The organism is Enterobacter sp. CGMCC 5087 (assembly GCF_003144775.1).
Lineage (GTDB): Bacteria > Pseudomonadota > Gammaproteobacteria > Enterobacterales > Enterobacteriaceae > Enterobacter > Enterobacter cloacae_M.
On record NZ_QFXN01000035.1, the window covers coordinates 1 to 25,041 of the forward strand.

The 25,041-nt window shown below is 56.3% G+C and carries 26 protein-coding genes; 17 read left to right on the plus strand and 9 right to left on the minus strand.

The window, feature by feature from the left end; all coding sequences use genetic code 11:
* Window positions 1-70 precede the first annotated feature (70 nt).
* Entirely contained in the window at window positions 71-925 is an 855-nt protein-coding gene (locus DEO48_RS03190) for an alpha/beta fold hydrolase (RefSeq protein ID WP_045401340.1), read from the minus strand.
* Window positions 926-940: 15 nt separating this feature from the next.
* Entirely contained in the window at window positions 941-1,921 is a 981-nt protein-coding gene (locus DEO48_RS03195) for an MBL fold metallo-hydrolase (protein WP_109844356.1), read from the minus strand.
* A gap of 107 nt (window positions 1,922-2,028) precedes the next feature.
* On the opposite strand from DEO48_RS03195, the gene DEO48_RS03200 reads away from it, so the two are divergent.
* Window positions 2,029-2,925: a LysR family transcriptional regulator gene (locus DEO48_RS03200; protein ID WP_109844357.1), complete on the plus strand. Its 897-nt coding sequence runs from the start codon at window positions 2,029-2,031 to the stop codon at window positions 2,923-2,925.
* A gap of 2 nt (window positions 2,926-2,927) precedes the next feature.
* On the opposite strand, the gene DEO48_RS03205 is transcribed toward DEO48_RS03200, so the two are convergent.
* The gene (locus DEO48_RS03205) at window positions 2,928-3,956 is read right to left on the minus strand and encodes a Mal regulon transcriptional regulator MalI (RefSeq protein ID WP_109844358.1); all 1,029 of its coding nucleotides are present in this window, start codon (window positions 3,954-3,956) and stop codon (window positions 2,928-2,930) included.
* A gap of 177 nt (window positions 3,957-4,133) precedes the next feature.
* Here DEO48_RS03205 and malX point away from each other — a divergent pair, with 177 nt between their 5' ends.
* The 3 genes from malX to add all read left to right on the plus strand — a co-directional run bounded on the left by malX (window position 4,134) and on the right by add (window position 8,046).
* Window positions 4,134-5,726, plus strand: a complete 1,593-nt coding sequence (gene malX, locus DEO48_RS03210; RefSeq protein WP_032638240.1) for a maltose/glucose-specific PTS transporter subunit IIBC — start codon at window positions 4,134-4,136, stop codon at window positions 5,724-5,726.
* A gap of 49 nt (window positions 5,727-5,775) precedes the next feature.
* Complete coding sequence (locus DEO48_RS03215) at window positions 5,776-6,948, plus strand: MalY/PatB family protein (RefSeq protein WP_109844359.1); 1,173 nt, start codon at window positions 5,776-5,778, stop codon at window positions 6,946-6,948.
* 96 nt (window positions 6,949-7,044) lie between these two features.
* Entirely contained in the window at window positions 7,045-8,046 is a 1,002-nt protein-coding gene (add, locus tag DEO48_RS03220) for an adenosine deaminase (RefSeq protein ID WP_109844360.1), read from the plus strand.
* A gap of 52 nt (window positions 8,047-8,098) precedes the next feature.
* Here the strand turns inward: add and DEO48_RS03225 are convergent, their stop codons facing one another.
* The gene (locus tag DEO48_RS03225) at window positions 8,099-9,139 is read right to left on the minus strand and encodes an oxidoreductase (protein ID WP_109844361.1); all 1,041 of its coding nucleotides are present in this window, start codon (window positions 9,137-9,139) and stop codon (window positions 8,099-8,101) included.
* 243 nt (window positions 9,140-9,382) lie between these two features.
* Here DEO48_RS03225 and blr point away from each other — a divergent pair, with 243 nt between their 5' ends.
* The 12 genes from blr (at window position 9,383) to gstA (ending at window position 19,543) form a co-directional block, all read left to right on the plus strand.
* A complete protein-coding gene (gene blr, locus DEO48_RS03230) occupies window positions 9,383-9,508 on the plus strand; it encodes a division septum protein Blr (RefSeq protein ID WP_168112406.1) in 126 nt (41 codons plus the stop codon).
* Between the two features lie 231 nt (window positions 9,509-9,739).
* The gene (gene ydgT / locus DEO48_RS03235) at window positions 9,740-9,955 is read left to right on the plus strand and encodes a transcription modulator YdgT (RefSeq protein WP_013096896.1); all 216 of its coding nucleotides are present in this window, start codon (window positions 9,740-9,742) and stop codon (window positions 9,953-9,955) included.
* A gap of 86 nt (window positions 9,956-10,041) precedes the next feature.
* Window positions 10,042-10,482 carry a DUF2569 domain-containing protein gene (locus DEO48_RS03240; RefSeq protein WP_109844362.1) on the plus strand — a complete coding sequence of 147 codons (441 nt, stop codon included), beginning with the start codon at window positions 10,042-10,044 and terminating at the stop codon, window positions 10,480-10,482.
* Between the two features lie 76 nt (window positions 10,483-10,558).
* Window positions 10,559-11,140 carry an electron transport complex subunit RsxA gene (gene rsxA / locus DEO48_RS03245; RefSeq protein ID WP_014883581.1) on the plus strand — a complete coding sequence of 194 codons (582 nt, stop codon included), beginning with the start codon at window positions 10,559-10,561 and terminating at the stop codon, window positions 11,138-11,140.
* Window positions 11,140-11,718 (plus strand): electron transport complex subunit RsxB, encoded by a 579-nt coding sequence (rsxB, locus tag DEO48_RS03250; protein ID WP_109844363.1) that lies wholly within the window; start codon window positions 11,140-11,142, stop codon window positions 11,716-11,718. The genes rsxA and rsxB overlap by 1 nt, the downstream gene beginning before the upstream one ends.
* The gene (gene rsxC, locus DEO48_RS03255) at window positions 11,711-13,732 is read left to right on the plus strand and encodes an electron transport complex subunit RsxC (RefSeq protein WP_109844364.1); all 2,022 of its coding nucleotides are present in this window, start codon (window positions 11,711-11,713) and stop codon (window positions 13,730-13,732) included. Before rsxB ends, rsxC begins: the two co-directional genes overlap by 8 nt.
* Window positions 13,733-14,785: an electron transport complex subunit RsxD gene (gene rsxD, locus DEO48_RS03260; protein ID WP_109844365.1), complete on the plus strand. Its 1,053-nt coding sequence runs from the start codon at window positions 13,733-13,735 to the stop codon at window positions 14,783-14,785.
* Window positions 14,786-14,795: 10 nt separating this feature from the next.
* A complete protein-coding gene (gene rsxG / locus DEO48_RS03265; protein ID WP_023311375.1) occupies window positions 14,796-15,416 on the plus strand; it encodes an electron transport complex subunit RsxG in 621 nt (206 codons plus the stop codon).
* Between the two features lie 2 nt (window positions 15,417-15,418).
* Window positions 15,419-16,105, plus strand: a complete 687-nt coding sequence (locus DEO48_RS03270; RefSeq protein ID WP_023311374.1) for an electron transport complex subunit E — start codon at window positions 15,419-15,421, stop codon at window positions 16,103-16,105.
* Window positions 16,102-16,737 carry an endonuclease III gene (nth, locus tag DEO48_RS03275; protein ID WP_063441738.1) on the plus strand — a complete coding sequence of 212 codons (636 nt, stop codon included), beginning with the start codon at window positions 16,102-16,104 and terminating at the stop codon, window positions 16,735-16,737. Before DEO48_RS03270 ends, nth begins: the two co-directional genes overlap by 4 nt.
* A 591-nt stretch (window positions 16,738-17,328) precedes the next feature.
* Complete coding sequence (gene dtpA / locus DEO48_RS03280) at window positions 17,329-18,837, plus strand: dipeptide/tripeptide permease DtpA (protein ID WP_109844366.1); 1,509 nt, start codon at window positions 17,329-17,331, stop codon at window positions 18,835-18,837.
* Between the two features lie 100 nt (window positions 18,838-18,937).
* Window positions 18,938-19,543 (plus strand): glutathione transferase GstA, encoded by a 606-nt coding sequence (gene gstA / locus DEO48_RS03285; RefSeq protein ID WP_048977464.1) that lies wholly within the window; start codon window positions 18,938-18,940, stop codon window positions 19,541-19,543.
* Window positions 19,544-19,603: 60 nt separating this feature from the next.
* Here the strand turns inward: gstA and pdxY are convergent, their stop codons facing one another.
* The 5 genes from pdxY to anmK all read right to left on the minus strand — a co-directional run bounded on the left by pdxY (window position 19,604) and on the right by anmK (window position 24,186).
* On the minus strand, window positions 19,604-20,464 hold the full coding sequence (pdxY, locus tag DEO48_RS03290; RefSeq protein WP_109844375.1) for a pyridoxal kinase PdxY: 861 nt from the start codon (window positions 20,462-20,464) through the stop codon (window positions 19,604-19,606).
* 66 nt (window positions 20,465-20,530) lie between these two features.
* Window positions 20,531-21,805: a tyrosine--tRNA ligase gene (gene tyrS, locus DEO48_RS03295; protein WP_047648003.1), complete on the minus strand. Its 1,275-nt coding sequence runs from the start codon at window positions 21,803-21,805 to the stop codon at window positions 20,531-20,533.
* A gap of 125 nt (window positions 21,806-21,930) precedes the next feature.
* A complete protein-coding gene (gene pdxH, locus DEO48_RS03300) occupies window positions 21,931-22,587 on the minus strand; it encodes a pyridoxamine 5'-phosphate oxidase (protein ID WP_008500575.1) in 657 nt (218 codons plus the stop codon).
* Between the two features lie 57 nt (window positions 22,588-22,644).
* Complete coding sequence (gene mliC, locus DEO48_RS03305; protein WP_023311369.1) at window positions 22,645-22,968, minus strand: C-type lysozyme inhibitor; 324 nt, start codon at window positions 22,966-22,968, stop codon at window positions 22,645-22,647.
* A 93-nt stretch (window positions 22,969-23,061) separates the two neighbouring features.
* On the minus strand, window positions 23,062-24,186 hold the full coding sequence (gene anmK / locus DEO48_RS03310) for an anhydro-N-acetylmuramic acid kinase (RefSeq protein WP_109844367.1): 1,125 nt from the start codon (window positions 24,184-24,186) through the stop codon (window positions 23,062-23,064).
* Window positions 24,187-24,441: 255 nt separating this feature from the next.
* On the opposite strand from anmK, the gene slyB reads away from it, so the two are divergent.
* Window positions 24,442-24,909: an outer membrane lipoprotein SlyB gene (gene slyB, locus DEO48_RS03315; RefSeq protein WP_008500578.1), complete on the plus strand. Its 468-nt coding sequence runs from the start codon at window positions 24,442-24,444 to the stop codon at window positions 24,907-24,909.
* Window positions 24,910-25,041: the final 132 nt, after the last annotated feature.

A 25,041-nucleotide genomic window follows, 5' to 3' on the forward strand; every position in this document is an offset into this window, starting at 1 on the left:
GCCAGCCGAACCAGCGGCACCGCAGCAGTAAACAGCAAAACCCCTCGCATGAGGGGTTTTTTATTGCCCGCTAACTTTTCCATCCAGCAAGGAAATCCAGCAGAAGCGCGTTCACTTTCTCTGGCTGCTCCTCCTGCGGCAGATGGCCGCACTCATCAATCCCCTGCGCCCGCAGGTTTTCCGCCATTTCGGCCCAGACGCTTTCCATATCGAAAAGCTTGCCGACCGCATGAAAATCATTACCCCACAGCGACATTACCGGGCAGGTGATTTTCACCTCAGCGTCAGCCATATCCTGCGCCACATCCTCTGCGTTGGCGCGATAGTCAGCCATTGCGCCACGCACGGCACCCGGCGCCTGATACGCCCGAACATAGGTATCAAACGCCTCGCCGCTGATGGTCGACGGATTGTAGGTCCAGTCCGAGAAAAAGTGGCGCAGCCAGATATGCTCCCGACCCGCAATCAGCGCTTCCGGCAGGTCTGGCACAAGATGAAACAGGAAGAACCAGTACGCACGCGCAATCGACGCATTCAGATCGCGCGCCACAATACGCGTTGGCACGTTATCCATCACCACCAGTCGATCCACCAGCTCAGGGTAATCTTTTGCAAACCGCGTCGCGACGCGCGCGCCGCGATCGTGCCCCACCAGCACCACTTTCTGTAAACCCAGGACTCGCATCAGTTCCCGGATGTCCCGCGCCATGTTGCGCTTATCATAGCCAGAAGCAGGTTTATCCGTTTCGCCATACCCGCGTAAATCTGGCGCAATCACGCGGTAGTGCCGGGACAGTACGGGTATCTGGTAGCGCCAGGCATAGTTTGTTTCAGGAAAACCATGCAGGAGAATAACCGGTGCACCTTCACCCTCTTCGACCACAAACTGACGAATACCGTTTGCCGTTACGGTGTAACTTTTCATGCTCGTCACCTCACTTTATTTCAGCAGAGGCACGTTGGCCGCACGCTGATAAGGACCGTAATTGACAGGATTCCAGCTATAGCCCTGCTGCCAGGCGGTGATATGACCGATACCGGGGAAAGGCAGATGCGCTGCGGCCATCCACTCACCGTCTTTTGCCAGCGCGTTAAACTCCTGCGCCCTGGATGAGATGGCTTTTTTCGGATCGACATCAAAGCGAATAGACACTTCAGGGTGCGGGAACTGGACGGCAGGAGCATGAATCAAATCCCCAATGAAGTTGATAGCCGTCCCCTGCGACGCGAAGCGATAAACGGTACTGCCAGGCGTATGCCCGATGGCATATGCCGTCTGGACTTCCGGGATCGGCGAAGCGGGCGGGACGAAGGTTTTAAGGTGCCCGGCGGCTTTATACGCGGACAGCGCATTCCTGGCGATAGCGAAATACTCCCTCGCATTAGCCGGCGCGCTCGCTTCTTTTGCGGGATTAAGCCAGTAGTCGGCCTCCCCCTGCGGTACGTAGACGGTGGCATTGGGGAACAACGCCTTACCCTCTGCATCGCTCAGGCCGCACACGTGGTCAAGATGCAGGTGGGTCAGGAAAATGGTATCAACCTGCTCGGGACGGTACCCTGATGCGTTCATAGTGCTGACCAGCTGGCCGGCCGTTTCCGCCATGCAGTGGCCACCCCCGCTGTCAATCATGACCAGGTGTTTACCGGTATTCACCAGAAAGGCGTTAAAGGCGGTAGGCATGCGTTCGGCATCAATTTTGTGTTGAGCCAGCAGTTCGCGAACCTTGTCGCCTGAGAGCCCGTGTAGTAAGGCAGGCGAAAGATCGTTATAGCCGTCGAACAGCGCCGTCACCTCATATTTCCCGACTGCCAGACGATAATAGCCCGGAACCTGCTGTTTCACCTGCGCCGGGGCATCTGCCCACGATGTGCCTGCCAGGAGCAGGCCGCTGAGCGCCAGAACCGTTTTCAACTTTTTCATCTTCACTCCAGATTGATATTTTTCAGGTTGTGAAGAGACTATGGCAGCGTAACGATAAATAATGTAGATATGTAATTTGATAAGTCAGCATAACGAAAATCGATACAATGAAACTGGAAGACGTTGAAGTGTTTGTCGAAGCCGTCAAGGCGGGTAGCCTGGCGGGCGCCGCGCGTCGGCTCTCTGTGAGCGCCATGGCGGCATCACGGTCTCTTAATAATCTTGAGGCTGAACTGGGGGTCAGGCTGGTGCACCGCACCACGCGTTCCCTCTCACCCACCAGCGATGGGGCCGTTTTTTTGCCCCATGCTCAGGCGTTGCTGGAAGATAAAAATAACGCGCTGGCCGATCTGTTTCCCGAGGGGACGCACCTTTCCGGACGACTGCGCATTACAGCCTCAGCGGGATTTGGCCGTAAGATCGTTGCTCCCATGCTGACCCGGTTCATGCAGCAACATCCCGCCCTGCAGGTCGATTTACTCGCCACCGACGAACAGGTTGATATTGTCGGAAAAGGCATAGACCTGGCGTTACGCATTGCGCCGCTGCGCGATAACCGGCTGGTTGCCTATCGCCTGTTTCACAACCCTCGCGATCTCTGCGCCAGCGCGGCGTATCTTGCCGCGAATGGCTATCCAAAATCGTTTAACGATCTGGCGGCACACAGCTGTCTGACCACGTCAGATACCGTCCACTGGTCATTCGAACAGGGTGAACAGCGCTACAAACAAAAGGTGTCGGGCCGATTCTCCGCGAACTCTATTGAGGCCATTTTCGAAGCCTGCCTGGGAGGGTTGGGGATCGCCAATTTATCCCGCTGGTACGTAGAGCCGGCGTTCAGAGAGGGTAAACTCGTGCGGATCGTCCTGGAGGATGCCCACCCGGAATCGCTGGCCGTTTGGGCGGTTTACCCGACCTCCCGGCTGATCCCGGCAAAAGTACGAAAGTTTGTGGAAGCGCTGGAAGCCGAACTGTTGCTCAATCCGCTAACGCAACCCGCCTGATATTATTTTACCGTCACCAGCCGCGCCGCCACAATCTGGTGTCCGGCCTGAACGTCCGTGTTGTCGATGCGCTGCATGATCCTGTCCGCCAGCGTGTAGCCCATCTCCCGCGCAGGGGTGGTAGCCCAGACGATCGGCAGATCGTCTAGCGCGTTTTCACCGACGTCGGCGAACGCCCCCAGCGCCACCTGATGGCCGAAGAAGGTTTCCACCCCGCCCTCGCCGCTCTGACGCCCGGCGCGGATCAGGCCAAACCAGGCGCCCATGGCAATCACATCGTTGTAGCAAATCACGGCGCTGATCGTCGGGCTGCTTCGCAGCAGCGCGCCTATCGCTTCCGCCGCTTTCTTCTGGCTGGATTCACACTCCACGACCCATTCGCTGTGGAACGGCAGGCCGTATTTAATCAGCGTCGCGCAGTAGCCGCCGACCCGCTCGGCGCGGGTCAGGGACGAGCTTTTCCCGCCCAGCCAGGCGATGCGCTGATGCCCGCGACGAATAAGATGCTCGGTCAGCATTTGTGCGGCCTGCATGTTATCCGGGCGCAGCGTATCGGCCTCGTCCAGGTAGCTGGCGCGCGAAGCAAACACCAGCGGCACGCCTTTTTCGGCGGCGCGCGCGCACAGCTCGCTGCCCACGCCCGACGCTCCGGCGACGATTACCCCGTCAACACCCTGATTCAGCAGCATATCGAGCCGGGAAAGAAGCTGATCGGCCTCGCGACCGCCGTGCAGAAGAAAGACCATCCGCCCCTGCGCTTCAAGCGCTTCGGTTAACCCGGCGGTCAGCTCCGCATAGAAAGGTGACGTCAGGTCGCGAACAATCAGGCCAATCACCCCGCTTTGCCCACCGCGCAGCGCCGACGCCTGACGGTTACGCACAAAACCCAGCTGCTCAACCGCCTCGTTCACCCGCTGACCGGTCGCAGGAGAGATGCGCCCTTTTCCGCTTAGCACCAGAGAAACGGTGCTGACGGAAACGCCCGCCGCCAGCGCGACATCGTTGATGGTGATTTTTTTCGCTACAGCCATGTGTTGGCGTGACTCCCTGAAATGAGATCGGTAAAACGTTTTATCAATACGTTATCTTTATACTACCAGTCAAAGCCTGAGAATGTGATTTAGCGCGCACTAAACTTTGATAAAACGTTTTATCTTCTCGCAGCATTGAAGCAGGCAAACTGATTTTAACAATAAAGGAGTCGTTTTATGACGGCGAAAGCAGCACAAAAAATATCGCTGTGGGAATTTTTCCAGCAACTGGGTAAAACCTTTATGCTGCCCGTGGCACTCCTCTCGTTCTGCGGGATCATGCTCGGGATCGGCAGCTCGCTGAGCAGTAAAGACGTCATCACGCTGATCCCGTTCCTCGGTACCCCGGTGCTGCAGGCGATCTTCATCTGGATGAGTAAAGTCGGCTCCTTTGCGTTTAGCTTCCTGCCCGTGATGTTCTGTATCGCTATCCCGCTGGGCCTGGCGCGCGAGAACAAAGGCGTCGCGGCGTTTGCCGGGTTTGTGGGCTACGCGGTGATGAACCTCGCGGTTAACTTCTGGCTGACCGCGAAAGGCATTCTGCCGACCACCGACGCCGCCGTGCTGAAAGCCAACAACATTCAGAGCGTGATCGGTATCCAGTCTATTGATACCGGGATCCTCGGGGCAGTGATCGCGGGTGTAATTATCTGGATGCTGCACGAGCGCTTCCATAATATCCGGCTGCCGGATGCCCTGGCCTTCTTCGGCGGTACCCGCTTCGTGCCGATTATCACCCTGGTGGTGATGGGCCTGTTTGGTCTGATCATTCCGCTGATCTGGCCGGTCTTTGCGATGGGCATCAACGGTATTGGCCGCATCATCAACGGCGCGGGAGATTTCGGTCCGATGATCTTCGGCACCGGCGAGCGTCTGCTCCTGCCGTTTGGCCTGCAGCATATCCTGGTGGCCCTGATTCGCTTCACCGAAGCGGGCGGCACCATGGAGGTGTGCGGTCACGACGTGAGCGGCGCGCTGACCATCTTCCAGGCGCAGCTGAGCTGTCCGACCACCCACGGCTTTTCGGAAAGCGCCACTCGCTTCCTGTCCCAGGGTAAAATGCCTGCTTTCCTCGGCGGCCTGCCGGGTGCCGCGCTGGCGATGTACCACTGCGCGCGCCCGGAAAACCGTCATAAAATTAAAGGCCTGCTCATTTCCGGCGTGATCGCCTGCGTCGTGGGCGGTACCACCGAGCCAATCGAATTCCTGTTCCTGTTCGTCGCACCGGTGCTGTACCTTATCCACGCGGTGCTGACCGGTCTGGGCTTTACCGTGATGGCGGTGCTGGGCGTTACCATCGGCAACACCGACGGCAACGTGATCGACTTCGTGGTGTTCGGGATCCTGCACGGCCTGTCCACCAAGTGGTACCTGGTGCCGGTCGTGGCGGCTATCTGGTTTGCGGTTTACTACGGCATCTTCCGCTTCGCCATCACCCGTTTTAACCTGAAAACGCCTGGCCGCGATACCGATACGGCGAGCAGCGTTGAACAGGCGGTTGCCGGAACCGTGGGAAAATCCGGCTACAACACACCGGCCATTCTGGCGGCGCTGGGCGGCGCGGATAACATCACCTCGCTTGATAACTGCATCACCCGCCTGCGTCTGTCGGTGGCGGATATGTCAAAAGTGGATACCAACGCCCTGAAAGCCAACCGGGCCATCGGCGTGGTACAGTTAAATCAGCACAATTTGCAGGTGGTTATCGGCCCACAGGTCCAGTCTGTGAAGGATGAGCTGGCCACCCTGATGCGAACAGTAGAAGCCTGATGCCTCAGCCCCCCTCTCATGAGGGGGTTTTACTTTAAGGACTCACGTCATGTTTGATTTTTCTACCGTCGTGGATCGACACGGCACCTGGTGTACGCAGTGGGACTACGTCGCCGACCGCTTTGGCGCGGCCGATCTGCTGCCCTTCACCATCTCGGATATGGATTTCGCCACCGCGCCATGCATTACCGACGCGCTGCATCAGCGCATTAATCACGGCGTGCTGGGCTACAGCCGCTGGAAGAACGATGAATTTCTCGCCGCCGTCGCGCACTGGTTCCAGCAGCGCTTTAACAGCGCGATTGATACGGAAACCGTCGTTTATGGTCCTTCCGTTATCTACATGGTGTCAGAGCTGATTCGTCTCTGGTCACACCCCGGCGACGGCGTAGTGGTTCACACCCCGGCATACGACGCGTTTTACAAAGCTATTGAAGGGAATGCGCGTCATGTAGTGCCCGTGGAGATGGAAAAGCATGCCGCAGGCTGGCAGGGGAATATGGCTGCGCTGGAAGCGGCCCTGGCAAAACCTGAAAACAAAATTTTGCTGCTGTGCAGCCCGCAAAACCCAACCGGCAAGGTCTGGACGCGGGACGAGCTGACGCAGATGGCTGAACTGTGCGCTCGCTATGACGTGGCGGTTATCAGCGATGAAATTCATATGGATATGGTGTGGGGAGAGCATCGTCACACGCCTTGGAGCTCGGTGGCGCGCGGCAAATGGGCGCTTCTCACCTCCGGCTCTAAAAGCTTCAATATTCCGGCGCTGACGGGCGCTTACGGCCTGATCGGCGATGAAGCGAGCCGTAACGGTTATCTCAGCGCGCTAAAAGGCCGGGACGGCCTCTCTTCCCCTTCCGTGCTGGCAGTGACGGCACATATCGCCGCCTATCAGCAGGGAGCGCCGTGGCTGGATGCCCTGCGGGGCTATCTGGAAGAGAATCTGTTGTATATCGCGCAGGAAGTAAACCGCGCCTTTCCGAAACTGAACTGGCAACCGCCCGAAGCGACCTACCTGGCCTGGATTGACCTGCGCCCGCTGAACATTGACGATCGGGCGCTGCAAAAAGTGCTGATCGAGCAGCAAAAAGTCGCCATCATGCCGGGATATACCTACGGCAAAGAGGGAAACGGCTTTGTTCGCCTGAACGCCGGCTGTCCGCGCAGCAAGCTTGAACAAGGGGTGCTACGCCTCATTGCCGGGATTAACACGCTCCTGTAATCAATTTGCGCAACGGAATATTCCCTTGCGCAAATAGCTTTTTACCCCGTTTTGTTTTTATAATATGGCGCACTTTAACCAGAAAAGAGTGCGACCATGATTGATATACGCCTGCCTTTAACTGATATTCATCGTCACCTTGACGGTAACATTCGTGCCCAAACCATCCTCGATCTTGGCCGCCAGTTCAATTTAACGCTTCCTGCGCAGACGCTTGAGTCGCTGATCCCTCACGTACAGGTGACCTCCAATGAACCGGACCTGGTCAGCTTCCTGAGCAAACTAGACTGGGGCGTAAAGATGCTGGCCTCGCTGGATGCCTGTCGCCGCGTGGCGTTTGAAAACATCGAAGATGCGGCCCGTAACGGCCTGCATTACGTAGAGCTGCGCTTCTCGCCGGGCTATATGGCGATGACCCACAACCTGCCCGTTGCAGGCGTGGTGGAAGCCGTGATTGAAGGCGTACGCGAAGGATGTAAAACCTTCGACGTTCAGGCCCGTCTGATTGGCATTATGAGCCGTACGTTCGGCGAAGCCGCCTGCCTGCAGGAGCTGGAAGCGCTGCTGGCCCATCGCGATGCCATCACCGCCGTCGATCTCGCCGGTGACGAGCTGGGCTTCCCGGGCAGTCTGTTCCTCTCCCACTTCAACCGCGCGCGCGATGCCGGCTGGCACATTACCGTGCATGCGGGTGAAGCGGCTGGCCCGGAAAGCATCTGGCAGGCCATCCGCGAGCTGGGCGCCGAGCGCATCGGTCATGGCGTGAAGGCCGTAGAAGATCGCGCCCTGATGGATTTCCTGGCGGAGCAGCGTATCGGGATTGAGTCGTGCCTGACGTCTAATATTCAGACCAGCACCGTGGCAACGCTGGCGCATCATCCGTTGAAAACGTTCCTTGAACACGGCGTGCTGGCCTCGCTGAACACGGACGACCCTGCGGTTCAGGGCGTGGATATCATCCACGAATACAACATCGCCGCACCGCAGGCGGGTCTGAGCCGCGAGCAGATCCGTCAGGCGCAGATCAACGGGCTGGAGATCGCCTTCCTGACGCCTGAAGAGAAGCAGGCGCTGAAAGATAAAGTGGCTCGCGGTTGAGCATTTGCCGGGTGACGGCTACGCCTTACCCGGCCTACAAAAATATTTAAAATTATGCCAGACAGAGCGTGGCGCGATGTTTGGCAGATTCAATACCCAGCTCAATCAGTTCCATAATCTGAATCGCCTGGCTGGCCGGAACCGGATTTTCGCCCGTGCCGTTCAGCGCATCGCGGATGCCCGCATAATAGGCCGGATAGTTGCCCGGGATCGTCAGCAAGGTCTCCTCAACGAGTTCCTCAGCTTCCACCCGCGTTATCACGCCGTCGCGCATATCATAGCCCCAGTCTTCCTGCGGCAAACGTTCACCGCTTTTCAGCCGGTCCTCCTGCGGATCGAGGCCAAACTTCACGTAGCTCCCGCGCGTACCGTGAATAATGTAGCGGGCCGATTCCGCGGCCGCGACCATCGTGCCGTGCAGCACAATCCGCCGCTGCGGGTAGCTGAGCACCGCGTGGAAGTAATCGGTGGTCTGCGCGCCGGGCCGGAGCTGGGCCAGATCGACCGTCATGCTCACCGGCAGACCAAAAAGATTGACGGCCTGATCCAGCAGATGCGGGGCTAAATCGTACCAGATGCCGCTGCCTGGACCAGCCTGCTCGCGCCAGCGGTCTCGTACCTGCGGACGGAAGCGGTCAAAATGCGATTCAAAAAAGAGGATCTCCCCTAGCGTGCCTTCACTGAGAAGCCTTTTTACCGTCAGAAAGTCGCTGTCCCAGCGGCGGTTATGAAACACCGACAGCAGCCTGCCGAGACTCTTTGCCAGCGCATCCAGCTCGCGAGCCTGAGACAGCGTGACGGTAAAGGGCTTATCGACCACCACGTGTTTACCGGCCTCCAGCGCGGCCTTTGCCAGCGGAAAGTGGGTGTCGTTCGGGGTGGGGATAACGATTAAATCGATATTCGGATCGTTGAAAAGGTGTTTTGGCTCAGAGACAACCGGCACGGAAGGCCAGTCGGCATGGACTTTAGCGGCATCGCTGCTGGATACCGCAGCCAGGGTCATCCCCGGCGTTCCGGCTATCAGAGGCGCATGAAACGTTTTGCTTGCATACCCGTAGCCGATAAGCCCAACGCGGATATTATCACTCATAGTGCCATCCTCTTTTATGACGTTCTTATTTCACACTGACTAGCCTGGCATTACCACAGATTAATAATGTGCCATATGAGTTAAAATAGCAGGTTGTACGGGTTGTTTTTGTTACATAGTATTAACCCACTGATTTTGTTTAAGGGAACCGTTCCCAAAGCGCTTGCCGTCGAGGAAACGTCGCTGTAACATTTGCGACCTGTATTTATGGATAAAGTACAACTACGAATCATGACGTCAATTATTAATCGAATCATTGAATTAGCGGGATGGATTGTCCTTGGGGTTTCGGTCATTTTGCTGGGCGTTGCCAGCCATATCGATAACTACCAGCCGCCGGAGCCTGTCACAGTCGCCCAACCTAAGTAACCGGTTACTGCAATAAAGAGTGACATAATATGTCAGTTACTTATTGCCAGCCCTGGTGAACACGGTTAACCTTCTCTTCCAGGCATCGTCTGATGCCTGAATTTCAGCAAAGAAAACTCCTAATTTCGTCGCGTTACCTGAGTGGGCTGTTTACGTCTTTATTAATCCGTTTATTATTCGAACGAATTACCTTAACTGGTATTACTCACTTTTATATGGAAACTTATTAATATGACAGTTCAGGACTATTTATTAAAATTTCGCAAGATCAATTCGCTTGAGAGCCTGGAAAAACTGTTTGACCATCTGAACTACACCCTGTCGGATAATCAGGACATCATTAATATGTATCGCGCCGCTGACCATCGCCGTGCGGAACTGGTTTCCGGAGGTCGTTTGTTCAACGTGGGTGAAGTGCCTAAGTCCGTATGGCGTTACGTTTTATAAGAAAGTAGCCATCCGCGCGAAATGTTATATACTCTCCGCCCTGCAAACTGGCTGTACAACATTTCGCGCAGATTATGGGAGAGTTCATGACCGCAAAGCCTGGAGATCGCATTGGAGGCTGGTTAATCGCCCCACTGGCATGGCTGCTGGTTGCCTTATTAAGCGCATCGCTTGCGCTGCTGCTGTATACCACCGCACTGATTACCCCTCACGCCATCCAGACACTGATGTCGCAAAGCGTGCTGAATATTGCGATGTGGTTTGTGTCGTTCATTTTCGCAATTGGAATGTGGTACTACACCCTGTGGTTGACCATCGCTTTCTTTAAGCGCCGCAAAAGTGTACCTAAACACTACATTATCTGGCTGCTGATTTCGGTTCTGCTGGCGGTGAAAGCCTTTGCTTTTTCGCCCGTATCAGACGCTCTGGCCGTTCGTCAGCTGCTTTTCCCGTTACTGGCCGCCGCGCTGCTGGTCCCCTATTTCAAGCGTTCGACGCGGGTGAAAAACACCTTCGTGAACCCGTAATAACCTTACAGATAACCTGTTGTCGCCTGCGTGAGTTTGTCCGATAATAGGCGGCTTTTTTATTTCAGGCTAAATAATGACCGATTACTTACTGCTCTTTGTCGGCACCGTGCTGGTTAACAACTTCGTTCTGGTGAAGTTCCTTGGCCTGTGCCCGTTTATGGGCGTGTCCAAAAAGCTGGAAACGGCGATGGGCATGGGGCTGGCGACAACCTTCGTCATGACGATGGCGTCCATCTGCGCGTGGTTGATTGATACCTGGATCCTCATCCCGCTGGGGTTAATCTATCTTCGTACGCTGGCTTTTATTCTGGTCATTGCGGTTGTTGTGCAATTTACTGAAATGGTGGTGCGTAAAACCAGCCCGGCCCTCTATCGCCTGCTGGGTATCTTCCTGCCGCTGATCACCACCAACTGCGCCGTTCTCGGCGTTGCGCTGCTGAACATCAACCTTGGCCATAACTTCATGCAGTCGGCGCTGTACGGTTTTTCCGCCGCCGTCGGTTTCTCATTTGTTATGGTCCTGTTCGCGTCGATTCGCGAGCGTCTGGCGGCAGCGGATATCCCTGCGCCCTTCCGCGGTAACGCGATTGCGCTGGTGACCGCGGGTTTAATGTCTCTGGCCTTTATGGGCTTTAGTGGTCTGGTGAAGTTGTAATGAATGCTATCTGGATTGCCATCGCCTCTATCAGCGTCCTGGGGTTGGTGTTTGGCCTTATCCTGGGTTACGCCTCCCGCCGCTTCGCGGTAGAGGACGATCCCGTTGTTGAAAAAATTGATGAGCTTTTGCCGCAAAGCCAGTGCGGGCAGTGCGGCTACCCGGGCTGCCGTCCCTACGCTGAAGCGGTAGGCATTCAGGGTGAAAAAATTGACCGCTGCGCCCCCGGCGGCGAAGCGGTAATGCTGAAAATTGCAGCCCTGCTTAACGTCGATCCGCAGCCCGTTGATGGCGATGCGGAGGTGCAGGAACCGGTTCGCGCCCTCGCCGTGATCGACGAGGCAAACTGCATCGGCTGTACCAAATGTATTCAGGCCTGCCCGGTTGACGCCATTGTTGGCGCCACCCGCGCCATGCACACCGTCGTGGCGGATCTGTGCACCGGCTGTAACCTCTGCGTGGCCCCCTGCCCGACGCAATGTATTGAGCTGCGCCCGGTTGAAACGACTACCGAAAGCTGGAAGTGGGATCTTCAAACCATTCCGGTTCGCATCATTCCTGTGGAACAACATGCTTAAGTTATTTTCTGCTTTCAGAAAAGAGAAGATTTGGGACTTTGACGGCGGTATTCATCCGCCAGAGATGAAAACCCAGTCCAACGGCACGCCGCTGCGTCAAATTCCGCTGGCGACGCGTTACGTCATGCCACTCAAGCAGCATATTGGCGCTGAGGGCGAGCTGTGCGTGAAAGAAGGCGATACTGTTCTTCGCGGTCAGCCTCTGACCTTTGGCCGTGGACGCATGCTGCCAGTGCACGCCCCCACCTCCGGTAAAGTGGTGGCGATTGCCCCTCATACGGTGGCTCATCCGTCCGCTCTATCGGAGCTGAGCGTGATCATTGAAGCCGACGGTGAAGACCGCTGGATCGATCGTGACGGCTGGAGCGACTACCGCAGCCAGAGCCGCGAAGCGCTTATCGAACGTATTCATCAGTTCGGCGTCGCCGGGCTGGGCGGCGCGGGCTTCCCGACCGGCGTCAAGCTGCGCGGCGGTGGCGATAACATCCAGACGTTGATTATCAACGCCGCCGAGTGCGAGCCGTATATCACCGCAGACGATCGTCTGATGCAGGATTGCGCCGCTCAGGTGGTGGAAGGCATTCGCATCCTGGCGCACATTCTGAAGCCGCGGGAAGTGCTGATTGGTATCGAAGACAATAAACCGCAGGCCATCTCGATGCTGCGCGCCGTGCTGGCGGGCAGTCACGATATTAGCCTGCGCGTTATCCCGACCAAGTACCCTTCTGGCGGCGCAAAACAGCTGACGCAAATTCTCACCGGCAAGCAGGTGCCGCACGGCGGACGCTCTTCGGATATCGGCGTGCTGATGCAAAACGTCGGCACCGCCTATGCGGTGAAACGCGCGGTGATTGACGGCGAGCCGTTGACCGAGCGCGTGGTGACGCTGACCGGCGAGTCGGTTTCCCGTCCGGGCAACGTCTGGGCGCGTCTGGGTACGCCGGTGCGACATCTGCTGGAACAGGCTGACTTTTGCCCGGCCAGCGACCAGATGGTGATCATGGGTGGCCCGCTGATGGGCTTTACGCTGCCGTGGCTGGACGTTCCGGTAGTGAAAATCACGAACTGTCTGCTCGCTCCTTCCCCCACCGAAATGGGTGAAGAGCAGGAAGAGAAAGGTTGCATCCGCTGCAGCGCCTGTGCCGATGCCTGTCCGGCGGATCTGCTCCCGCAGCAGCTGTACTGGTACAGCAAAGGCCAGCTGCACGACAAGGCAAAATCCCATAACCTGGCCGACTGCATTGAATGCGGCGCCTGCGCCTGGGTCTGCCCAAGCAACATTCCGCTGGTGCAATACTTCCGTCAGGAGAAGGCCGAGATTTATGCCATTTCCATGGAAGAAAAACGCGCCGCGGAAGCCAAGGCACGTTTCGAAGCGCGTCAGGCGCGACTTGAGCGCGAAAAAATCGCCCGTCAGGAACGCCATAAGCAGGCCGCCGTTCAGCCTGCCGGGAAAGATCAGGATGCGATCAACGCCGCACTGGCGCGCGTTCGCGAGAAAAAAGCCGATGCCGCCCAGACGGTGGTGATCCAGGCCGGGGAAAAACCGGATAACAGCGAAGCGATTGCCGCCCGCGAAGCGCGAAAGGCTGCGGCTCGCGCGCGTCAGGCGGAAAAAGCGCAAACGGTTCAGGCAGATACTGAGGTCGACCCGCGTAAAGCGGCCGTTGAAGCGGCGATTGCCCGGGCCAAGGCCCGTAAAGCTGGAGAGCAGCAGGTAGTCGTCGAGCAAGAAGCGGTCGATCCACGCAAAGCCGCCGTTGAAGCGGCGATTGCTCGCGCCAAAGCCCGCAAGGCTGCGCAGCAGGCGCCAGAGGCAGTATCAGAAGCACCACCGGTCGACCCGCGTAAAGCCGCCGTCGAAGCGGCGATTGCCCGCGCCAAAGCCCGTAAGGCTGCGCAGCAGGAAGAGCCGCAGGCCGCCAACGATGACCCGCGCAAGGCCGCCGTCGCCGCCGCCATTGCGCGCGTTCAGGCGAAGAAAGCCGCACAGCAAGCCGTAAACGAGGATTAAATGGTTTTCAGAATCGCAAGTTCCCCTTACACCCACAACCAGCGTCAGACATCACGCATTATGATGCTGGTCTGCCTGGCCGCGCTGCCGGGCATTGCCGTTCAGTGCTGGTTTTTCGGCTGGGGAACCCTGTTCCAGATAGCCCTGGGCTGCGCCAGCGCCGTCGCGGCGGAAGCGCTCGTCCTGAAGCTGCGTAAGATGGCGGTGTCACGTATTCTGGCTGACAACTCAGCGCTGCTGACCGGCCTGCTGCTCGCCATCAGTATTCCGCCGTTTGCCCCGTGGTGGATGGTCATGCTCGGTACCGTGTTTGCCGTGATCATTGCCAAACAGCTGTACGGCGGGCTCGGCCATAACCCGTTTAACCCGGCGATGATTGGCTACGTGGTGCTGCTGATCTCCTTCCCGGTGCAGATGACCAGCTGGCTGCCACCGCACGAGATTGCGGCCACGGTTCCGGGCTTTATGGATGCCCTGCACGTTATCTTTACCGGCCATACGGCGCTCGGCGCTGATATGAACGCCCTGCGCATGGGCGTGGACGGTATCAGCCAGGCGACGCCTCTCGATACCTTTAAAACGTCCCTGCATGCCGGGCACAGCGTTGATCAGATCATGAAATCCGCGATTTACAGCGGCATGCTGGCGGGTGCGGGCTGGCAGTGGGTCAACCTGGCGTATCTGCTGGGCGGCCTGTTCCTGCTGCAGCAGAAAGCCATTCGCTGGCATATTCCGGTCAGCTTCCTCGTGACGCTGGCGGTTTGCGCCACGCTGGGATGGGTATTCTCTCCTGAATCACTCGCCAGCCCGCAGATGCATTTGCTCTCCGGTGCGACCATGCTGGGCGCCTTCTTTATCCTGACGGACCCGGTTACAGCGTCAACGACTAACCGCGGCCGCCTGATCTTCGGTGCGCTGGCAGGCCTGCTGGTATGGCTCATCCGCAGCTTTGGCGGTTACCCGGACGGCGTCGCGTTTGCCGTCCTGCTCGCCAACATTACCGTTCCGCTCATCGACTATTACACGCGTCCGCGCGTGTACGGCCATCGCTAAGGGTTTCGCCATGTTAAAAACGATGCAAAAACACGGCGTCACGCTGGCTGTCTTCGCCGCGGTCCTGACCGGGCTGACGGCCCTGGTTAACTCGTTAACCAAAACGACCATCGAAGAGCAGGCTTCAAAGCAGCAAAAGGCGCTGTTCGATCAGGTGATCCCATCAGATTTCTACGATAATGACCTGCAAAAGAGCTGCTTTGTGGTAGACGCGCCGCAGCTTGGGAAAGGCTCTCACCGCCTCTTTATTGCCCGCAAAGGGGATAAACCGGTAGGCGCGGTGATGGAAGCGACGGCGCCCGACGGCTATTCCGGCGCCATTCAACTGCTCGTCGGCAGCGATTTCTCCGGCACAATACTGGGTACCCGCGTGACGCAGCATCATGAAACGCCGGGCCTGGGCGATAAAATTGAAACCCGTCTGAGCGACTGGATTTTGCACTTCGCCGGTAAAGTTATCCATGGCGAAGGGGATACCGCGTTTGCGGTGAAGAAAGATGGCGGCGAGTTCGACCAGTTCACCGGCGCGACCATCACGCCGCGCGCCGTGGTGAACGCCGTAAAACGAGCCGGGCTGTATGCCGAAACGCTGCCCGCGCAAATCAACAATCTTCCGGCCTGTGGGGAGTAATCATGAGCCAGGTTAAAGAGGTTATTGTCCAGGGGTTGTGGAAGAACAACTCCGCGCTGGTCCAGCTTCTGGGGATGTGCCCACTGCTGGCGGTAACGTCCACCGCCACCAACGCGCTCGGTCTGGGTCTGGCAACCACGCTGGTGCTGACCCTGACCAACCTCTCCATCTCCGCCCTGCGCCGCTGGACGCCGTCGGAAATTCGTATTCCGATTTACGTCATGATCATTGCGTCTGTTGTTAGCGTCGTACAAATGCTCATCAACGCTTACGCATTCGGCCTGTACCAGTCGCTTGGGATCTTTATTCCCCTTATCGTCACCAACTGTATCGTCGTTGGCCGTGCGGAAGCGTTCGCGGTGAAAAACAGCCCCGCCATGTCGGCGCTGGATGGTTTTTCCATTGGAATGGGTGCCACCTGCGCCATGTTCGTGCTGGGCTCGCTGCGCGAGATCCTCGGTAACGGTACGCTGTTTGACGGCGCAGATGCGCTGCTGGGCGGCTGGGCCAAAGCGTTGCGCGTTGAAGTGTTCCACACCGATACGCCATTCCTGCTGGCAATGCTGCCCCCTGGCGCGTTTATTGGCCTTGGCATGATGCTGGCGATAAAATACCTGATTGATGAGAAACGTAAGCGCCGCGCGGCTGAGCGTAGCGTTCTGGAAGGGACACCCGAGAAGGCTTCATGAATAAAGAAAAGCGCATTGCGATCCTGACCCGTCTGCGGGACGAGAACCCGCATCCGACGACGGAGCTGAACTTTACCTCCCCGTTTGAGCTGCTGATCGCGGTGTTGCTCTCTGCGCAGGCGACCGATGTGAGCGTCAATAAAGCCACTGCCCTGCTCTATCCGGTTGCCAATACGCCAAAAGCCATGCTGGAGCTGGGCGTGGAAGGCGTGAAGTCCTATATCAAAACCATCGGCCTGTTTAACAGCAAAGCCGAGAACGTCATTAAGACCTGCCGGATCCTGCTGGAACAGCACCGAGGCGAAGTACCGGAAGATCGCGCCGCGCTGGAAGCCTTGCCGGGCGTGGGGCGTAAGACCGCGAACGTGGTGCTCAACACCGCGTTTGGCTGGCCGACCATCGCCGTGGATACGCATATTTTCCGCGTCTCTAACCGGACTAACTTCGCGCCGGGGAAAAATGTTGAGCAGGTCGAAGAGAAGCTGTTAAAGGTGGTTCCGGCCGAATTTAAGGTTGATTGCCATCACTGGCTGATTCTGCACGGCCGCTATACCTGTATTGCCCGTAAGCCTCGCTGCGGCTCCTGCATTATTGAAGATCTCTGCGAATACAAAGAAAAAGTGTATCCCTGATCGTCACAATCCCTTAATAAAAGAAGGGCTACCAGACACCCTTCTTTTGGCCGTTATTTGTCCGTCTTTCATTCCCCCTGACCTGTCACTTGTTCGGTTATTTAACGCTCAAACAGGTTAATACTTTTTTCATAGCCAAAAATTTCTATACATCTGTGATCGCGATCACCCTGATAACTTCATGTTGAATTTTTGTTGTCAAAACCCGCCTAAACCCTTTGTCTGACAAGATACTCTCCTTCCATCACCGAAGATAAGACCAGCTATTTTTCAGAATATGGGCTATATCACTGCGCTAAGCGGCAAATAGCAGAACATATCGCCAAAGGCCGGTTGAAGTGGGTTAGTGCCAGTCGAAAAAACTACCTTTAATCATCGTATGAAATTTAACGCTGAATAACATTTATATGAACCGACGATTATACCACTTCAGATATATGTAACAGATTATTACAAACGTATTGCCAGATTGGGCAGGATAGTGAACATTACCCGCCGTTTCTCCTCCCAATATAACTATAAGGCGTATGGACGACGGCCATCACGCTATGAACACCCCCGTTAATATGGGATGTAAAAAAAGAGGTATATGTGTCTACTGCAAACAATAAACCAACAGATGAAAGCGTAAGTCTTAACGCTTTTAAACAGCCTAAAGCGTTCTATCTCATCTTCTCTATCGAGTTATGGGAGCGTTTTGGTTATTACGGCCTGCAAGGGATCATGGCGGTTTACCTGGTAAAACAGCTGGGTATGTCCGAAGCCGATTCCATCACGCTATTCTCTTCCTTTAGTGCTCTGGTGTACGGTCTGGTCGCAATTGGCGGCTGGCTGGGTGATAAAGTCCTGGGGACTAAACGTGTCATAATGCTGGGCGCCATTGTCCTGGCGATTGGCTATGGTCTGGTTGCATGGTCAGGGCACGATGCCGCTGTCGTGTATATGGGTATGGCGACGATTGCCGTCGGTAACGGTCTGTTCAAAGCAAACCCGTCCTCCCTGCTCTCTACCTGCTACAGCAAAGACGATCCGCGTCTGGACGGTGCATTTACCATGTACTACATGTCCATCAACATCGGTTCGTTCTTCTCGATGCTGGCAACCCCTTGGCTCGCGGCGAAATTCGGCTGGAGCGTGGCGTTTGCACTGAGCTTCGTGGGTATGCTGATCACCGTGGTGAACTTCCTGTTCTGCCGCAGCTGGGTTAAAGACTACGGTTCAAAACCTGACTTCGAGCCTGTTCATATGGGCAAACTGCTGGCCACCATCGCGGGCGTTGTTGTCCTCGCGGCAATTGCCACCTGGCTGCTGCACAACCAGGGTATCGCCCGTGCCGTTCTGGGCGTGGTTGCGCTGGGTATCGTGGTTATCTTTGCGAAAGAAGCGTTCGCCATGCAGGGTGCTGCCCGTCGCAAGATGATTGTGGCGTTCATTCTGATGCTGGAAGCGATTATCTTCTTCGTGCTGTATAGCCAGATGCCAACCTCACTGAACTTCTTCGCCATTCGTAACGTTGAGCACTCAATTCTGGGCATCGCGTTCGAACCGGAACAGTATCAGGCGCTCAACCCGTTCTGGATCATGATTGGTAGCCCGATTCTGGCCGCTATCTATAACAAGATGGGCGACCGTCTGCCAATGCCGCACAAGTTTGCGATCGGTATGGTGCTGTGCTCCGGCGCGTTCCTGGTGCTGCCGCTGGGTACCAAATTTGCCACCGACGCGGGTATCGTGTCCGTTAACTGGCTGATCCTGAGCTACGCGCTACAGTCTATCGGTGAGTTGATGATCTCCGGTCTGGGTCTGGCGATGGTTGCACAGCTGGTTCCTCAGCGTCTGATGGGCTTCATTATGGGTAGCTGGTTCCTGACCACTGCCGGTGCGGCAATCATTGCGGGTAAAATTGCGAACCTGATGGCTGTGCCTGAAAACGTCACTGACCCACTGGTCTCCCTGAACGTCTACGGCACCGTGTTCATGCAGATTGGTATCGCTACTGCGGTTATTGCAGTTCTGATGCTGCTGACCGCGCCGAAACTGAATCGTATGACTCAGGACGACGACAAGACGGCTGAAGCGACCAAAACCGCTACCGCGTAAGATTATTGAGAAACGACGAGCCGCTAATGCATATTAGCGGCTTTTTTTTTGTCCGTTGGCGCACTAACATAGCTGAAACCTCAGCAAAAAGGAGTTACCGATGAAACTGTTCTACAAACCGGGCGCGTGCTCTCTTGCTTCCCATATCACCCTGCGCGAGAGCGGCAAAGATTTCACGCTGGATGGCGTTGATCTGATGAAAAAGCGTCTGGAAAATGGCGATGATTTTCTTGCCATTAACCCCAAGGGACAAGTTCCGGCTCTCCTGCTGGATGACGGTACTCTGCTGACCGAAGGCGTCGCGATAATGCAGTTCCTGGCCGATAGCGTACCCGATCGTCAGCTGCTGGCACCGGTCAGTACCATTTCTCGCTATAAGACGCTGGAATGGCTGAACTACATTGCGACCGAACTGCACAAAGGCTTTACTCCCCTGTTCCGCCCGGATACCCCAGAAGAGTTCAAGCCGACCCTGCGTGCGCTTCTTGAGAAAAAGCTGCAGTACGTTAACGAATCGCTGAAAGACGAACAGTGGATTTGTGGTTCGCGCTTCACGATTGCCGATGCTTATCTGTTTACCGTGCTGCGCTGGGCGCGCGCGGTTAAGCTGAACCTGGAAGGGTTAGACCATATTGCATCGTATATGAAACGCGTGGCAGAGCGTCCTGCAGTGGCTGCGGCGCTGAAAGCGGAAGGGTTGAACTAACCGAGCGGCCTGTGTTGCCGGGTGGCGCCAACGCTTACCCGGCCTACACGTTTTGGCCGGCTATAACCGGGTTGCGCTGAAATAGTGCTCCGGCTTCGCGATACGATCCTGTGCCGCAACCACCTGCAGTTCATATTCCTGCATCTCTTTCGTCGCAATCATGATTTCGTACACCGCCGCGGTAACGTGCTCCAGCGCGTCGCGTATCGTCGCCCCTTGCAGTAATTTCACCAGCAGCAGACCGCTGGTGACATCCCCGACCCCAACCGGCTGGCGCAGGCCGAAATCAACCAGCGGGCGGCTGATATGCCAGGCGTCATCTTTCGTCACCAGAAGCATCTCAAAACGGTCCTGACTCAGCCCTGCGCGCGCAAGGTGTTTTACCAGCACAACTTCCGGCCCCTGAGCGATCAGCTCACGAGACGCGCTTACCGCCTCTTCAACGCTATTAACCGGATGCTCGCAGAGAATTTCGAGTTCGACCAGGTTTGGCGCAATGATATCGCTGGCGGGCAGCGCGTGGCGGACGTGAAACTCTGCAACGCCAGGCGCCACGATGCAGCCTTTCTCCGGGTGGCCCATAACGGGGTCGCAGAAGTATTTTGCCGCCGGGTTGGCGGCTTTCACCTGGCGCACGATACCGAGGATATGCTCCCCCTGCTCCGCTGAGCCGAGGTAACCGCTCAGCACGGCGTCACAGCGTTTGAGCTGGTCGATTTCGGCAATACCCTGCACAACCTCAGTGAGATGCGAAGGGGGCATCACGCAGCCGGTCCATTTGCCGTATTGCGTGTGGTTAGAGAACTGTACGGTATTAAGGGGCCAGACGTTGACGCCGAGGCGACGCATCGGGAATTCCGCGGCGCTATTGCCAGCGTGTCCAAAAACAACGTGGGACTGAATGGCGAGGATGTTCTTCATTTTTTTCTTACCAAACCCTGAAAAAACAAAAGGGGCGTGGTTTCCCACGCCCCTGAAGACTGTTAATTACTTCCAGCAGACAAGGCAGTAATTTTTCTTGCCGCGACGCAGCAGCGTGTAGCGACCATACAGACGATCGCCGTCAACGAAGGTGTATTCCGGGTCGGCCTGCTTCTCACCGTTGATGGTGATAGCGTTAGACGCGATGGTTTTACGCGCCTGACCGCGGGAAGGCTGGAGCTCGGAGTCCACCAGCGCCTGCATCAGGTCAGCCCCTTTTTCCATCTCAACCATCGGCACACCGTCCTGCGCCAGCTGTTCGAAGTCCGCTTCGCTCAAATCGCTCAGGGTACCGTTGAACAGGCTTGCGGTAATGCGTTTTGCCGCGGCCAGACCTTCTTCACCGTGAACCAGTTTAGTCACTTCGTCCGCCAGCACGTACTGAGCGCGCGGTGCTTTACCGCTGTTCTTGTCTTCTTCTTCCAGCGCGTTGATCTCTTCAATGTCCATAAAGGTGAAGAACTTCAGGAAGCGGTAAACATCGGCATCCGCCGTGTTGATCCAGAACTGGTAGAACTTGTACGGGCTGGTTTTCTTCGGATCGAGCCACACCGCGCCGCCTTCGGTTTTACCGAATTTGGTGCCGTCGGCTTTGGTGATCAGCGGAACGGTCAGACCAAAGACCTGGTTCTGGTGCAGACGACGGGTCAGGTCGATACCGGAGGTGATGTTACCCCACTGATCGGAACCGCCAATCTGCAGGGAAACGCCGTGCAGCTTGTTCAGGCAGGCAAAGTCATAACCCTGCAGCAGGTTGTAGGAGAACTCGGTAAAGGAGATACCCTGGTCGTCACGGTTCAGACGCTGCTTCACCGCCTCTTTGTTAATCATCTGGTTAACAGAGAAGTGCTTGCCGATGTCGCGCAGGAAGGTCAGCACGTTCATGCTGCCAAACCAGTCGTAGTTGTTCGCGGCAATGGCAGAGTTATCACCACAGTTGAAGTCGAGGAACGGTGCAACCTGTTTGCGGATCTTATCTACCCACTCCTGCACGGTATCTTCGGTATTCAGTTTACGCTCAGCGGCTTTAAAGCTTGGGTCACCAATCAGGCCGGTCGCGCCACCCACCAGGGCAACAGGCTTATGGCCCGCCATCTGGAAGCGTTTCAGGCATAACAATGGAACAAGATGCCCCAAATGCAAGCTGTCAGCGGTGGGATCGAAGCCGCAATAGAGCGCGATCGGGCCTTGCGCCAGTCGCTCTGCTAACGCTTCCTCGTCCGTCACCTGGGCCACGAGGCCCCGCTCTTGCAATTGTTTAATCAAGTTACTGCTTGCCATCAAATTCTCCATGTATAAACGACTGCACCTTTGCCGGTACACGACTTTTCGCCTGATGCGAAAGGAACATAGAATAAAGCGCAAGCGCGGTGTGCGCTAGCGCTTAAATCAACAAATTTCGGGGATTATGGTGCCAGTCTGTCGATTTTCCAGCCGCCATTCTCGCGCTGGTATAAAAAGCGGTCGTGCAGGCGATGTTCGCCCCCCTGCCAGAACTCTATTTGCTCAATCGGGATGCGGAACCCGCCCCAGAAACTTGGCAGAGGAATTTCCCCCTGCTGGAACTTCTGTTTCAGCTCCAGGAATTTACTTTCCAGCACGCCGCGGGCAGAAATTCGGCTGGACTGTTTTGATACCCAGGCGCCAATCTGGCTGTCGCGCGGGCGGCTGTGGAAATACTTCACCACTTCCAGCGTCGAGAGACGTTCCGCTTTGCCGGTGACCATTACCTGACGTTCCAGCATGTGCCAGGGGAACAGCAGGCTAATACGCGGATTGTTTTCTAAATGGTGCGCCTTGCGGCTGCCGAGGTTGGTATAGAACACCAGCCCTTTCTCGTCATAATGCTTGAGCAATACGATGCGCTGATACGGTTGACCGTTTTCATCCACCGTTGCGACGACCATGGCCGTGGGGTCGGCGAGTTTCGCTTCGCAGGCCTGTTTCAGCCAGCGTTCAAAAAGCACGAGGGGTTCAGCGGGAAGATCCTGGCGACGCAGGCCGCCTTTAGTGTATTCACGGCGCAGATGCGCAATTTGCTGCAGTTCGTCGTTATCTGACATGGCGTTAGCTGACATTGAGAGTGGGTGGCGCTATTGTGCGCCGCCCCTGTAAAAATCTCAACGCTTCGGATTTTCGAGCTGGCAATTGTTCAGCACAATGCGGTCGCGTTTGTAGACCGTGGCGCTGTCGCCTTTCGACCAGAAGACGTAGATACCGTCGGAATAACGTGCGCCGGAGGCTGACATCCCCTGCTTCAGCGTCAGCAATTTATTGTCATAAACAAAACTGGCTTCCTGGCGTGGATTGTTCAGCTTTACGGTCAGCGGTTTTTCATCGCAGCGATACTCCAGCGTATCGGTCTGCATGCGCTCAAGGAGCTGGTTGTAGACGCTGCATCCTGACAGCAACAAAGGAGCGGCAATAAGAAGAAGTTTTTTCATGGGCGTATTCCGAAGACTTTCCTGGTCCTGGAGGGCATGGCTGCCCTCCTGTTTCGTTCCATTCTAACGATGACGCGCCGCGCTGAATTTCAGTTAACTCTGATTATGACGAGGATTTGCCGGGAAAATCGCCCCGAGGACGCTCGCCTCACGCGCGCCGGTTACCGACGGCAAGTTGCCCGGCAGCCCGGCAATGGTGCGCCAGGCGAGCCAGGCGAAGGCCAGCGCCTCCATATCATCACCGCTGATGCCGGCCTCATCGGTCGTGGTCACTTCAGTACCCGGCAGTAGCCCCGCAAGACGCGCCATCACCAGCGGATTGCGGCTTCCTCCGCCGCACACCAGCAGGCGTTCACATCCGCCGCTGAGCAGAACCTGTTCGGAGATCGACACGGCCGTCAGCTCGGCAAGCGTCGCCTGGATATCCCGCGGTGCGAGCGCCGGGAATGGCGCCAGCTGACGCTCAAGCCAGCCCAGGTTGAAGTATTCACGCCCCGTGCTCTTAGGGGCCGGCAAGGCAAAATAAGGATCGCTCAGCATCGACTGCAGCAGCGGAATAATCACTTTCCCCCCGCTCGCCCACTCCGCGTTTTTATCATACGGTTGTCCGCACTGCCGCCAGATCCAGGCATCCATTAACATATTGCCCGGGCCGGTATCATAGCCGCGTACGGGCTGCCCCGGGATGAGCATCGACAGGTTGGCAATCCCACCAATGTTGAGCACCATACGCCGTTCTGAAGGGTGCGCCAGTAACGCCTGATGGAACGCGGGTACCAGCGGCGCGCCCTGCCCGCCAAGGGCGATATCGCGACGACGGAAATCGCCAACCACCGTCACGCCCGTCTTCGCCACAATCTGGTTGTTATCGCCGATTTGCAGAGTATGCGGGGCCTCTCCGATGGGCTCATGCCAGACCGTTTGTCCGTGACATCCGATAGCGACCACATCCTGCGGGCGAAGATGTTCTTTTTGCATCAAAGCCTGCACCGCATCCGCAAACAGCGCCCCCAGGCGAACATCAAGTTGTCCAAGCTGGGAAAGGGTCAGCGGCTGCCCCTGACAGATACTCAGAATATCCTCTTTCAGTGAAATGGGGATTGGCCAGGTCAGGCTTGCCTGCTGCGCCACCATGTTTTCGTCAATGGCGGCCAGAACGACATCTACCCCATCCAGACTGGTACCTGACATCACACCAATGTAGCGACCCGATTTCATGCGCTTTCCTTACGTTGCGTGGGCTAAGGATATCCACTCAACCATAAACGGCGCAGCTTTGCCATCCGGCGATAATATTTTTTAACAATGTCAGACGGGTAACACGGGCGGATCCTGTTTATGTCTCGTTAAGTCAAATTCAAGTACAATTTTCTTATTGTTAGTGCAAAGATATGAACTATGGCCCCTTATGCCATATAATTTAGCCATAACGGATGCCCCCAATCGGGCGTTTTTGGTGAACAGGAGATTCAAATGATTTTACGTGTACTGGGCGTTTCGCTGATTGGTTTAACTCTGGCTGGCTGTGTGAATGACAGTTCACTTTCTGGCGACGTTTACAGCGCGTCTGAAGCAAAACAGGTTCAGAACGTGACTTACGGCACCGTTGTTAACGCTCGTCCTGTACAAATTCAGGGCGGTGATGAAAACAACGTGATGGGTGCAATCGGCGGTGCCGTTCTGGGTGGTTTCCTGGGTAATACCGTCGGCGGTGGTACAGGCCGTTCTCTGGCGACCGCAGCAGGCGCTGTTGCCGGTGGTGTAGCAGGCCAGGGCGTTCAGGGTGCGATGAACAAAACCCAGGGTGTAGAGCTGGAAATCCGTAAAGATGATGGCAGCACCATCATGGTTGTTCAGAAACAAGGCAGCACTCGCTTCTCTGCAGGCCAGCGCGTTGTGCTGGCAAGCAACGGTAGTCAGGTGACCGTTTCTCCACGTTAATTAAAAATGGATGTGGCCATCGTGCCACATCCATTTACAATATATATCACTCCCACAAATATATTTACAAAATATATTCACCACGCCTATTATTTACCACGGCATATATTGTTTCTGCGCAAAGTATTTAGC